This window comes from Ilumatobacter sp., assembly GCF_049588435.1.
GTDB lineage: Bacteria > Actinomycetota > Acidimicrobiia > Acidimicrobiales > Ilumatobacteraceae > Ilumatobacter_A.
On record NZ_JBAVYV010000592.1, the window covers coordinates 1 to 12,325 of the forward strand.

A 12,325-nucleotide genomic window follows, 5' to 3' on the forward strand; every position below is an offset into this window, starting at 1 on the left:
GCGGTGCTCATCGCTTCGTTCGTCGTCGTCAGCGTCTCGAACCTCGTCCGTGACTGGCTCGGCGGTGATTTCGTGCTGATCGACCTTGCGGCCGACATCTTGACGACGCTCACCTCCGGGGCGATCCTGGCGGCGGTCATCGCCCTGCTCTTCCACTTCCTGACCAGGCAGTCGATCGGGTGGCGGGTATCGGCGTTCGGGGGACTGACCACGGCGTTCGTGCTCACGATCGGCAACCGCCTGTTCGTGGAGTACATGCAGCGTTTCGGTTCGTCGTCGCTGGTCGGAGCGACCGGATCGATCCTCGTCGGCATCGTCTGGCTCTACGCAATCGCCCAGATCATCCTCGCGGGTGCCGAGCTGACCCGGACGCTCGGGCGCAGGCTGCCCGGCGCCGTGCGCTGAACGGCCTGCCATCCGGGCATTCCTCGCCCTTCGCGCAGTAGTCTCGGCGCCCATGTTGATTCTCGCCCTCATCGTTCTCGGAATGTTCGTCGGCTGGATGGCCCAGCTGCTCCTGGGAGGTTCGACGCGTCAGGTCGACTGGACGATGGCGTTGGTCGCCGGGATCGGCGGCTCGTTCGTGGGCGGGCTGATCGCGAGCCTCGTCGCGGGCGACGGGCTGGCCATCAAACCGAGCGGTCTGATCGGCTCGTTCGTCGGAGCGCTGATCGTCACCGTGGTGTGGCAGGCGGTCAGCAAGAAGAAGGCATGACCGAGGACCACACGGCCAGTGCCTGACACGACCGAGGGATCGCAGCGGCTGCACTGCGGGCGAGAGTTACCCGCAAACAGCCCGACGCGTTAGCTTCCACTCGTGCGCGAGACCCTGAGAACGATCGGCGAATGGCCTGGTCGGATCGTTCGGAACACCTCGGTCGCGACGCGACTCTCCCTGGTCGTACTCCTCGTCGCCCTCGTCTCGCTCGTCATCGCGGCGGTCGTCGGACTCCAGCGTGCGGGCCAGATCTCGGACACGGTCGTGCGGGCCCGGATCGAATCGCTCGGCGCCGCCCGGGCCGACGAGGTCGAGCGATACATCGTGAACCTCGAACGCGCCGCGATCTCGCAGGCGATCAGTCCGAGTACCGCCCAGGCGATCGACGACTTCACCGCGGCCTACGAGGTCCTGGACGCCGAACCGCCGACAGCCGAGGACGAGCAGAAGGTGAACGAGTACTACGTCGACGTCGTGGCACCCGAGTTGTCGGAGGTGCGCGACCGGCCGGTCAGCGCGGCTCGCCTCGCGCCGAAGACGCCGGCCGCCATCCGGCTCCAGGCGAAATACGTCGTCCCCGGTGACGAGACGGGCCTGCTCGCCGACGCCGGCGATGGGAGCGAATGGTCCGAGGTACACGCGTCGCTCGACCAGGCGTTCGGCGAGTTCGCCATCCAGACCGGGGTGGACGACGTCTACCTGATCGAACCGGAGGGGCGCACGATCGTCTACTCCACCGCGAAGGACATCGACTTCGCGACGAGCCTCCTGTTCGGACCACAGAGCGGGAGCGCGCTCGCGGTGCTCATCAACTCGTTCGGCGAACAGCCCGAACCGGGCACGGCGATGATCCGGGACTTCACCACCTACTCGGGGGCGGGCGACGAGCCCAGCCTCTTCGTGGCGAGCCCGGTCGTCGGCGACGGATCGGTGGCGGGTTTCGTGGCGATGCGGATCGGCCCCGATCGGATCAGCGCGATCACGACCAACGGTGGAATGTGGGACGAGCAGGACACGACCGGCGAGACGTACGCGGTTGCCGGAGACAATCTCATGCGTTCCGACGCTCGCGGCTTCATCGAGGACGAGAGCGCATTCGTGGACGGCGTGCTCGAGGCCGGGACCGCCACGGAGCGAGAGACCCAGCTGATGGAGATGTTCGAGACGACCGTGCTCTTCCAGCCGGTCGCCGATCAGGCCGTCGATGCCGCGCTCGACGATCCCCCGAGCGTGGTGGAGACGAACAACTTCCTCGGGATCGAGGTGCTCCAGGCGCGCCGATCCCTCGACATCGAGGGGCTCGACTGGGCGATTTTCACCGAGTTCGATCGCTCCGAGATCGAGCAACCGTCCGCGGACTTCTCGCGCAACCTCCTGATCGCGATCGGCCTCTTCCTGGTGGCCATCACGTTCCTGGCCGGGAGATGGGCCGGCAGCATCGTTCTCCCCGTCCGCATCATCTCCACGAGGCTGAGGGCGATCCGGGCAGGCGGAGAAATTGGTGAGGGCGTGAGTTCGGAGTTGCTGCCGAGCGGCAGTTCGTCCGAGTTCGTCGAACTGGCGACCGACATCGACACCATGTTGGAAACGCTCGCCGGTCGCAACGCTGCGGCCTCCGATCGGGCCTCGGAGCGTCGGCGTCTGCTGCGACGGATCCTGCCGCCGCAGGTCGCCCAACGGGCCGAGGCAGGCGATCGTGACGTGGTCGAGCAGATTGCTCACGCGACCGTCGCCGTCGTCGTGATCCGTGGTCTCGGCCGCCTGATGCACGACGATGCCGGTGAGGAGGCTCGCGATCTGTTGGACCGGTTCGTCGAGGAGGCCGACGCCTTGGCCAAGCGCCGCGGCGTCGAGCGGATCCGGCTCACCGGCGACGCCTACTTCGCCACCTGCGGGACGGTCCGCCCACACATCGATCACGGGGCACGGGCGGTGTTGTTCGCGCTCGACGTGCGCGACCTGATCGACGACCTCATCGGCGACGAGGATCGAGGACTCTCGATGAGCGTCGGGATCGATTCCGGCCCGATCACGATCGGGCTGACCGGCGGGTCGGGTCTGGTCTACGACGCGTGGGGGACGACGCTGCAGAGTGCGGCCGATCTGGCGCGGCGCGCCGGGCCGGGCGAGGTGCTGGTTTCGGCGACGTCTCGGGCATTGCTGCCCTCGAACCTCGTGGTCGAGGACCTGATCGGTCCGAACGTGGCGCCGGGAACCGTCCTCGTCTCCGGGCGGGCAAGCGACGAGGCGACGGTGACATGAGAAACCTCTTTCCGGACTCGAACGCGGCGTGGGCTGCGCTGGTCATCGTTCTGCTTCCGCTGCTGATCATCGGTGCCGGCGAGTTGGAAGAGCGCCTGCGCCAACGCGACTCGAAGTTCCAGGCGACGGTCTCGACGATCCGCATCTGGGTGGTCCCGCTGCTGACGCTCTGGATCCTGGCACGGGCCTTGCTCGACATCGACGAGGGCAACTTCTTCCTCCGCGTCGAGGCCAGCGCGCTCGTCCTCGCGATGGCGGTCACCGGGCTCAGCGCATTCCGCGTCGTGGTCGAACGGCTCGCCGACCGACCCAGACGTACCGGCCGCCGCCCGATCCCGAGGCTGTTGCTCGCCCTGCCCCGACTCCTGCTGATCCTCGTGGCGCTGTGGTTGCTCATCGCCGGCGTGTGGCGGGTCGATCTCTCGGCTGCGCTGACGGCGCTCGGCGTCACCTCCTTGGTGATCTCGCTCGCGCTCCAGGACACGCTCAGCGGCATCGCGTCCGGCTTCACCCTGCTCGCGGACCAGCCCTTCGCCGCCGGTGACTGGATCGAGTCCGACGAGATCGAGGGACGGGTGATCGACGTCAACTGGCGCGCCACGCGCGTGCAGGACCGCAACGGCGACCTCGTCGTGATCCCGAACGGTCAACTCGCCACGGCGACGATCACCAACTTCGACCGACCGACTCGTCTGCACCGCGTGATGGTGCCGGTCCAGATCGAGCGGACGGCGACACCGACGGCGGCGAAGGAGATGCTGCTCGACGCCGCTCGTTCGACCCCCGGGGTCGTCGCGGAGCCTGCGCCGTACGTGTGGGTCACCCAGATCGCCGACCCGGTCGTCGACTACCAGGCGTACATGTTCATCGAGGACTACACGCTCGCCCCTCGCGTCAAGGCCGACTTCGGTTCGCTCGTCTGGTATCTCAGCTACCGCCACGACGTCCCGCTCCCCAACCCGGCCCAGGACCTGTATCTGTTCGACGGTGCGAAGACGGCGATCGAAGCGCGGACCACCTCCGCCGACATCCGGAGGTGCCTGGTCGCTGCGCCGCTGATGGCCGAACTCGACGACGATGTTCTCGACCAGCTGGCATCCTCGGCAAGCCTCACCCGGTTCGAGCGAGGTGAGACGATCATCGTCGAGGGAGAGCAGAGCGACCTGCTGCTGCTGCACGAAGGTCGAGCCCGCCTGTCAGTCCGACAGGACGGTTCGGACGATCTGGACGTCCTCGACTTCGACGCCGGCGAGGTGTTCGGCGTCATGGACGAGGCTCCGGAGATGGATGGTGCGGCGCTCGTCGTGGCCATGACGGACTGCGACGTCGTGACGATCCCACCAGCCGCCGCCGGTCGTGTGATCTCGGAAGCTCCCGACCTGGCGGCCGTCCTCGAGCAGATCGCAGCGACGCGGCGACGACGGATCCACCGCGTGCTCCGCCACCACGAACGCGACGCAGCGGCAGCGACCGAGACGGCGACCGAGGACGGTGACGACTCATGAGACGCCGCGCCCCCGGACTCCGCCGTCGCCTCGCGGTGACACTCGTCGGTGTCGCTCTCGTCTCGGTCCTGTTGTTGTCGGCGGTGATCTACCTGTTCGCCAGCGTGCTGATCAACGACGGTGTCCGTTCGCAGATCGAGTCGGTACGTGACACGCGCATCGAGGCCATCAACACCGGCGTTCTGCGACTCCAATCGCAGGTCGCCAGCCTCGCCGCGAATCCGTCCGTGGTCGACGCGATGGTCGACCTGTCCGACGAGTTCGGCGCACTCGACGAGACGGTCTCACCGGATCAGGTCACCGGTCTCGCCGATCTGTACCAGGAGGAGGTGTTGCCGCGTTTCGTGGCCGCCGGCATCGACGTCGACGTGAGCGCGCTGGTCCCCGCCTCACCGGCTGGCCAGTACATCCAGCAGCAGTACATCGTCGAGAACCCCAACGACTACGACAACCGCGACCTGCTCGACGACGCCGGCGACGGCTCGTCCTACAGCGCCGCCCACGCGGAGCACCATCCCGTGCTGCGCGAGCTGTTGGGCAACACCCCCATGTCCGACCTCCTGCTCCTCGACGTCGACACCGGCGAAGTGGTGTATACGACCGAGAAGCGGATCGACCTGGGCACGAACGGGATCGACGGGCCGTACGCCGCCGACGGACTGGGGTCGGTGCTCGACACGCTCAGCAGTGCTGCCGTCGGTGATGCCGTCATGTCCGACTCGTTCTTCTACATTCCGACGCGGGGCCAGCCGGTGTTCTTCGTCGCTGCGGCGATCCGGTCGAGTGCCGACGTGGTCGGGGTCATCGTCACCGAGGTTCCCGTCGACGGGCTGACGGCGGTGATGACCGCGCAGCAGGACTGGACGCGTCTCGGATTGGGCAACACCGGCGAGAGCTACGTCGTTGGAGCGGATGGCACCCTGCGTTCCGACTCGCGGCTCTGGATCGAGGACTCCGACGAGTATCTGCGTCGCTACGTCGATCGATACGACGACCAGAACCGCGCCGATCTGATCGAGGCGGTCGGGTCACCGGTCCTCCTGCAGGTGGTCGACAACGAGGCCGTCGAAGCCGCGTTGGACGACGAGGAGTTCATCGGGACGGTGACGAACTACCTCGGAAAGGAGACCCTCGCGGCAGCAGGGCCGGCGGGCGTCGACGGCGTGGACTGGGCGGTCGTCGTGGAGGTCGACAAGGACGAGACCGACTCGGCGCTCAACTCGCTGCTGCGTCGCATGCTCTGGGTGCTCGCCCTGCTGCTCCCGACGATCGGTCTGGTCGGCGTGCTCCTCGCCCGGATCCTGACACGACCGGCCGACACCCTGGTGGGTGTGGCCGCGCGGATCGCCGACGGTGATCTCGATTCGGAGGTCCCCGATCTCGGCCGCAACGAACTCGGCGACCTCGGACGACAACTGGACGGTGTCGCGCACCAGTTGGAATCACGGGACCAGACCATCCTGGACGAGGAACGCAACATCAACGACATGCTGATGGCGCTCCTCCCGGACCGCCTCATCGATCGCGTCCGCAGCGGGGAGGACTCGATCGAAGACATCTTCGACACGGCGACGGTGGTCTCGATCACCGTCGACGGGGCTCCCGAGGGCATCGGTGCCGATCAGGATCTGGCGTTGGAGATCGCGGATCGGATGGAGGAAGTGCTTCAGGACCTGATGGACCACCACGGGGTCGAACGCATCCACCGCTCGGCGGGAAGCCAGCTGTATCTCACCGGACTCGACCAGGACGATGCTCGAGTCGGCGACGCAGCCGACTTCGTGCTCGCTGCGATCGCGAAGGTCGCCGAGGTCGGCGCCGAGTTCGGACAGCCGCTGAGCGCACGCTCCGGGATGTCGGCCGGCGACGTGGCCACCGGCGTCCTCGGCAGCAACCAGCTCTCGTTCGGCGTCTGGGGCGACCCGACCGATGCCGCGGTCACGCTCGGATCTCTCGCGCGTCCCGGAGAAGCGCTGGCCGACGACAGCGTCGCCGGGGTACTCGGCGACACCTGGGACATCGATGTCGTCGACGGACTCGCCGGCCTCGACGACGACACCACCGCCTTCGTCCTCAACGGTCGAATCGGCCGCTGAGACGACGACCGCTCCTCCGTCCCGAGCGCCTCGACCGGTGAGATGTGAGAGCACATGTCGGTCCTGGATCTCACCGGTGAGCGGCCGAACACGGCGCCGGTGAGAGTTCGGGCGGACCGTCCGTCTCACATCTCACCGGTGGAAGCCGGCGGGCGGTGTCGACGGGTGTCAGGTGGGGCGGTAGGTGCAGATGTGCACGCCGGTGGGGCTCAGCGTGTGCTCGACCAGTTCGAGCCCACGGAGCCTTCCGTCGACGGGGAACAGACGCTTGCCGCCACCGACCACGACCGGTTCGATCATGAGCAGGTACTCGTCGACCAGATCGTGCGCGACGAGCTGCCGGGCGAGGTCCGAACTCCCCATCACGTAGATGTCGCCACCGGGCTGCTGCTTGAGTTCACGCACCCCGCCGATCGCGTCGTCGTCCGGGAGCAGCGTCGAGTTGTTCCACGTGAGGTCGCTCTGCGTCAACGTGCGTGACGCCACGTACTTCGGCACGGCGTTCATGTGGTCGGCGAACGGATCGCCGGCGCGGTCGGGCCACGCGGCCGCCATCGTCTGCCATGTGCGTCGACCGAACAACAGCACGTCGGTTGCATGGGCTGCCGTGTCCATCGCTGCACCCATCGTCTCGGGATCGAAGAAGGGCATCGACCAGCCGCCGTGGGTGAACCCGTTGTCGGTGTCTTCGTCCGGCCCTCCCGGCGCTTGCACGACACCGTCGAGGGTGATGAATTCGCTGATGACGAGTCTCATGGTCGTGACCGTATTCGCAGCGCTGGGCGGCCACACGTCGGCGGTGTAATCTCCGGCAATGGCATTCGACACCTTCATTTCATTCGTCGGTTCGTACGGCAGCGTCGATGACGCTCGCGCCGACTACGACGCCGTCAAGGCCCTCCACACCGAACTCGGATTGATGGACGCGTACGACGCTGCGGTGATCGAGCGACGCGACGACGGCAAGGTCAAGGTCGTCAAGAAGCACGAGACGCCGACCCGCGCCGGTGGGGTCCTCGGCGGAGGCGTCGGCCTCGCGACCGGCCTCGTGGTCGCACTGTTCCCGTTCGCGGCGATCGGTGGTGGGCTCGTCCTCGGGACCACCGCGGGCGGTGCGCTGCTCGGAGCCGTCGCGGGTCACACCGCGGCAGGGATGAGCCGGAGCGACCTCAAGGAGCTCGGCGAGCAGCTCGACGAAGGCACCGCTGCGTTGATCGTGGTCGGCGTGCAGGACACGGGCGCCCGGATCGAAGAGGCCATGAAGCAGGCCGAGAAGATCCAGAAGAAAGACCTCAAGGTCGACACCAACGCGCTCGAGGCCGACGCCGGCTCCGACGACTGACCGCGTTCACGCGGCGCCGCGACAACCCCTCGACTCTCGACCTCGGGACGTCCGCGGGTGTCGCGAGCGTCCGTCGACTCAGCCCCCGACCGTCTCGGACGGGGTGTCCGCCTCGGGGGCGTCGACCGGCGGTGCGTCGGTGGCCGGCGCTGCCGGCGTGGTCGCCGGTACGTCGGGCGTGTCCGGAGTCTCGTTGTTGTCGCGGGTGAGGACCATCACGACGGCGACGATCAGGATGATCACAACGACTGCAGCGAGGATGGCGCCCAACGGCGACCTCTGCGACGACTGGGTCACGGTGACCGGCGCGGCCCTCGGTGCGGGCGCGGCCCGGCGTTGCGCGCGGAACTCGGTTCCGCGCATCGGCGGAGTTCCGACGAGTGAGGGGTCGATCGCCGCGGTCGCGGTGACCCCGTTCGTGTTGATGGATGTGGTCCATCCGAAGCCATCCCAGTAGCGGGCCTCTCCGAGCATGGTCGGGTCGTCGTACCAACCCGCAGGCATCACGGGGATCGGGTTCTTGGTCTCGTCACTCATGTCGTCGTGTTCGCTCTCCGCCGTCGGTCATCGTCGGGGCGACCATACCCGAGTCGTTGTGCCGGATGTGAGACACCATCCGGTGGCTTCGCGGCCGTCGATGCTCGTCGAGGCATGAAATCGGTCGGGTGGGGCATCCTCGGCACGTGAACGTGCGCGTCCGACAGTTGCTCGACGAGTTCCGGCATCGGCTGTTGGCACTCCCGGTTGTGTTCGTGATCGGAGCGATCGCGCTGTCGCAACTGACGTTGTGGATCGATCGTTCGATCGACACCTCGACGTTCCCACTCTGGCTGTCCACGACCGTCGAGAGCGCCCGGGCCATCCTGTCCGCGATCGCCGGAGGTCTGATCACGGCGATCACGTTGCTGTTGTCGATGATGCTGGTCGCCGTTCAACTCGCGAGTTCGCAGTTCTCGCCGCGCACACTCCGGAACTGGATCGGCGACCGCACGCAGCAGATGGCGATCGGATTCGTCCTGGGGACCACGGTCTTCTGTCTGCTCGTGCTCCGACAGACCCGCACGGTCACCGATGGTGATCCGCTCACCCCCAACATCTCGGTGTTGCTCGCGGTCGCGCTCGGGATCGGTTCGTTGGTCGCGGTCGTGCGGTCGGTCGATCAGCTCACGAACCGGCTCCGGATCGGATCGGTCGCCTCGGACATCCTCGCCGAAACGATCGAGACCATCGAACGCAGGGAGCGACTGATCCCGATCGAGGACCCGTCGAACGGGCCGGAGGGCGGAGAAGTCCCGGAAACCGACGAAGTGAGCCCTCCGGACGGCGCCCACCCGGTGTTGGTCACCCGGTCCGGTTGGATCCAACAGATCGACCACGACGTCGCCGTCGCCGGGATTCCGGAGGGCTGCACGCTGTACCTGCCCATGGCGGTGGGATCGTTCACGTTCCCGGACGCTCCGATCGCCTGGATCTGGCCGGAACCGGTGGATACCGAGGCGTGTGACGCGGCCGTGCGGCGGTCGGTCGCCGTCGGGGACACGCGGACGATGCAGCAGGACGTCGGGTTCGGAATCGTGCAAATGGTCGACATCGCGCTGCGCGCGCTGTCGCCGGGGGTCAATGATCCGAACACGGCGAGCGATCTCATCGCGCATCTCGGTGTGACGATGCTCAAGGTGTGGGAGCGGCCGGTCGCGCCGACGACTCAGGAGTCGAACGGTCGAACGGTCATCCGCCAGGACCTCGAGCACGGCGACTACCTGCATGCGGCGTTCGACCCGATCAGGATCTACGGCGCGCACGACCCCGGGGTGGCGTCGACGATGATCCGGACGTTGCAGACACTGCGCGTCGAGACCGAACGGCGCGGCCTTCCGGGCCCGATCGACACGATCGACGAGGTGATCGCCGAGGTCGTCGAGGCCGTGGAGGCGAGCGATCTCGCCGATGTCGACAAGCGGCGCGTCGTGGCGTTGCGCGCCTGACACGCGGCACGACTCGCTCGGTCGGGGTGAGTCGGCGCCGAAAAACTATCGTGCCCTCGATGGACACCCCCGACCCTTCGATTCCCACGCAGATCTACGACCTCGTGATCATCGGCGGGACCGCCGGTGGCCTGTCGACCGCGGTGTCCTCGCTCCGGTCGGGTCTGCGGCGGGTCCGGATCATCGAGTCGTCGTCGCGAGTCGCGCTTCCCGATCTGATCGGGCCGAACCAGCTCGATGTCGGGTTCGGCGAGACCGTGGCCTCGATCGACGTCGGCGGTGACCACCTGATCGTCGACACCGACCGTCTCAGCTATCGGACGCGTGCCGTGCTCGTGGCCGATCGGCGGGCCGACACGTCGTGGATCCCTCCGATTCCGATTCCCGACAGTCCGCGGGTTCACCTCGACGCGATCGGGTCGGCCACCGACCAGGATGTGCTCGTCGTCGGATTGTCCGACCACGCGGTCGAACTCACCGCACAGTTGGTCGATGGCGGGAACCGCGTCGTCCTGGCGGCCGCCGGGATGGACCCGTCACGGCTGTCGCCCGCCGCCGAACGCGCGTTGCGAGCGCTCGAACGGGGACGTCAGGCGACGCTGTTGTACCGCTCGTCCCCGCAGCACATCACGTTCACCGGCGAGTACCCGATGGTGGAGTTCGGCGATCGACGCACGCCTGACCTGCAGTTCGATCAGGTGGTCTTCGCCTCGCCTCGGCAGGTGTCGGATCCCGCGGACGTCGGGGTCACCGCGTCCGCGCTCGACTCGGGCAAGGTCTGGTTCCTCGGCGACCCGGGCGACGACCGCCCGGAGACGACCGCGCCCGGCTGGCAGGTCGGACTGGCGATGGCCGAGGCGCTCTTCCCCGAAGTCGAGGTCGCTCCGCCGCGCACACCGCACGAGCGCCGAACCCAGCATGTCGGCGCGATCGAAGAGCTCCGACACGAGCACTACAACGCGACGATCACGCACTTCGAACCGACGCACTCCGACCTCTGGGTGCTGCGGGTCAAACCCGATCAGGGCGACACGTCGTACCTTCCCGGCCAGTACGCGTCGCTCGGCCTCGGCTACTGGGAGGAGCGCATCGACGACGCCCCCGACCCCGAGGCGGACACCCGCTGGGACAAGTTGATCCGGCGGTCGTATTCGATCTCGTCGCGCATGTTCGACGATCACGGGTATCTCACGGACGAGAACGGGCTCGACGAGCTCGAGTTCTACATCGTCCTCGTGGCACCGACGCCCGACAACACACCGGCGCTCACCCCGCGCCTCGCCCTGAAGCGCGATGGCGATCGGATCTACCTCGGTCCGAAGGTCGCCGGCCGGTACACCCTGAAATCGGTGATCGACCCGCGTGCCGAGATCGTGTTCTTCTCGACCGGAACCGGCGAGGCGCCACACAACGGCATGGTGATCGATCTGCTCCGCAAGGGCCACACCGGCCCGATCATCTCGGCGGTGACCGTGCGCGAATCGGCTGACCTCGGATATGCGGACAAGCACCGTGAACTCGAGTCGCGCTACGCGAACTACCACTACCTCCCGATGCCGACCCGTGAACCCGGGATCCCGAAGCGCTACCTGCAGGATCTGCTCCGCGACGACGACTTCGGCTCGAAGCTGGGCGTGCAGCTGTCACCGTCGTCCTCGCACGTCTTCCTGTGCGGGAACCCGGCGATGATCGGTCTGCCCGAGGAGGTCGACGGCGTGACGACGTTCCCGGAGACGACCGGTGTCGTCGAACTGCTCGCCGAGCAGGGCTTCACCCTCGATCGCCGCAACGCTCCCGGCAACATCCACTACGAGGAGTACTGGTGACCCGTCGCTGATCGCCCCGTGCGGGGTTCTCGGCCCGGTTCCCTATCAGCACGTGAGACGGATCGGGGTCGAGAACGTCCTGGCGAGTTCAGCGGGGATCGACGTCGATGGCGTCGAGCGCGATCGGGAACTCGGTGAAGAACGAGTGTGCGTGTCCGCTCACCGTCGAGACCGCGCGGCTGTTGATCCCGTATCCGAGGGCGGCACCGATGCCGAACGGAACGGCGCGCCCGATCGCTGCGACGCCGGCGCGGGTCCCGTACTTCTTGACGACCACCCGTCCGACGGACGCATTGATGCGCTGCAGCGATCGCTCCGACAGACGGCGTGCGCCGGTCCGACCCGACGTCTCGGCCAGCTCGGCGGCGAAGAGGGCGACGATCCCCGCTGCGCCGTCCCGGTAGGTGAGGATCGACAGGATCCACATCCGGCGTTCCTCGAGTCCGGCGCGGTCGTGTCCGTGGATCACCGCGATCGTCATGATCAGGTCGCACAGACGCACCGTCGTCCACGCGAGTTCCACCGCGAAGGCTGCGGACGCGGTCCCGAGGCCGACCCCCGGCACCGCAGCGGTTCCGCCCGATGCCGCGC

At 67.5% G+C, this 12,325-nt stretch carries 10 protein-coding genes and 1 pseudogene; 8 read left to right on the forward strand and 3 right to left on the reverse strand.

What is annotated here, in order from left to right; translation table 11 throughout:
- From WBV89_RS22310 to WBV89_RS22330, 5 genes are all read left to right on the forward strand, one after another.
- The coding region (locus WBV89_RS22310) for a YhjD/YihY/BrkB family envelope integrity protein (RefSeq protein WP_423983530.1) at nt 1-405 on the forward strand (405 nt) is incomplete at its 5' end.
- A gap of 52 nt (nt 406-457) precedes the next feature.
- Nucleotides 458-715: a GlsB/YeaQ/YmgE family stress response membrane protein gene (locus WBV89_RS22315; protein WP_423983531.1), complete on the forward strand. Its 258-nt coding sequence runs from the start codon at nt 458-460 to the stop codon at nt 713-715.
- Nucleotides 716-817: 102 nt separating this feature from the next.
- Nucleotides 818-2,980 carry an adenylate/guanylate cyclase domain-containing protein gene (locus WBV89_RS22320; protein WP_423983532.1) on the forward strand — a complete coding sequence of 721 codons (2,163 nt, stop codon included), beginning with the start codon at nt 818-820 and terminating at the stop codon, nt 2,978-2,980.
- A complete protein-coding gene (locus WBV89_RS22325; protein ID WP_423983533.1) occupies nt 2,977-4,485 on the forward strand; it encodes a mechanosensitive ion channel domain-containing protein in 1,509 nt (502 codons plus the stop codon). Before WBV89_RS22320 ends, WBV89_RS22325 begins: the two co-directional genes overlap by 4 nt.
- A complete protein-coding gene (locus WBV89_RS22330; RefSeq protein ID WP_423983534.1) occupies nt 4,482-6,581 on the forward strand; it encodes a HAMP domain-containing protein in 2,100 nt (699 codons plus the stop codon). Before WBV89_RS22325 ends, WBV89_RS22330 begins: the two co-directional genes overlap by 4 nt.
- Before the next feature lie 168 nt (nt 6,582-6,749).
- Here WBV89_RS22330 and WBV89_RS22335 read toward each other — a convergent pair whose 3' ends face one another.
- On the reverse strand, nt 6,750-7,337 hold the full coding sequence (locus tag WBV89_RS22335; protein ID WP_423983535.1) for a dihydrofolate reductase family protein: 588 nt from the start codon (nt 7,335-7,337) through the stop codon (nt 6,750-6,752).
- A gap of 58 nt (nt 7,338-7,395) precedes the next feature.
- On the opposite strand from WBV89_RS22335, the gene WBV89_RS22340 reads away from it, so the two are divergent.
- Nucleotides 7,396-7,923 carry a DUF1269 domain-containing protein gene (locus WBV89_RS22340; RefSeq protein WP_423983536.1) on the forward strand — a complete coding sequence of 176 codons (528 nt, stop codon included), beginning with the start codon at nt 7,396-7,398 and terminating at the stop codon, nt 7,921-7,923.
- Between the two features lie 78 nt (nt 7,924-8,001).
- On the opposite strand, the gene WBV89_RS22345 is transcribed toward WBV89_RS22340, so the two are convergent.
- Nucleotides 8,002-8,460 carry a DUF2510 domain-containing protein gene (locus WBV89_RS22345; protein WP_423983537.1) on the reverse strand — a complete coding sequence of 153 codons (459 nt, stop codon included), beginning with the start codon at nt 8,458-8,460 and terminating at the stop codon, nt 8,002-8,004.
- Nucleotides 8,461-8,606: 146 nt separating this feature from the next.
- Between WBV89_RS22345 and WBV89_RS22350 the strand changes: the two genes are divergently transcribed.
- A complete protein-coding gene (locus WBV89_RS22350) occupies nt 8,607-9,908 on the forward strand; it encodes a DUF2254 domain-containing protein (protein ID WP_423983538.1) in 1,302 nt (433 codons plus the stop codon).
- Nucleotides 9,909-9,967: 59 nt separating this feature from the next.
- Entirely contained in the window at nt 9,968-11,734 is a 1,767-nt protein-coding gene (locus WBV89_RS22355) for an NAD(P)-binding domain-containing protein (protein ID WP_423983539.1), read from the forward strand.
- A gap of 88 nt (nt 11,735-11,822) precedes the next feature.
- Here WBV89_RS22355 and WBV89_RS22360 read toward each other — a convergent pair.
- Nucleotides 11,823-12,325: pseudogene (locus WBV89_RS22360) on the reverse strand (hypothetical protein); the annotation flags it as partial.

Coding starts and splice junctions, on each gene's coding strand:
- WBV89_RS22335 (WP_423983535.1), bottom strand. CDS start 7,337: ATGAGACTCGTCATCAGCGAATTCATCACCCTCGACGGTGTCGTGCAA.
- WBV89_RS22315 (WP_423983531.1), top strand. CDS start 458: ATGTTGATTCTCGCCCTCATCGTTCTCGGAATGTTCGTCGGCTGGATG.
- WBV89_RS22355 (WP_423983539.1), top strand. CDS start 9,968: ATGGACACCCCCGACCCTTCGATTCCCACGCAGATCTACGACCTCGTG.
- WBV89_RS22340 (WP_423983536.1), top strand. CDS start 7,396: ATGGCATTCGACACCTTCATTTCATTCGTCGGTTCGTACGGCAGCGTC.
- WBV89_RS22330 (WP_423983534.1), top strand. CDS start 4,482: ATGAGACGCCGCGCCCCCGGACTCCGCCGTCGCCTCGCGGTGACACTC.
- WBV89_RS22345 (WP_423983537.1), bottom strand. CDS start 8,460: ATGAGTGACGAGACCAAGAACCCGATCCCCGTGATGCCTGCGGGTTGG.
- WBV89_RS22325 (WP_423983533.1), top strand. CDS start 2,977: ATGAGAAACCTCTTTCCGGACTCGAACGCGGCGTGGGCTGCGCTGGTC.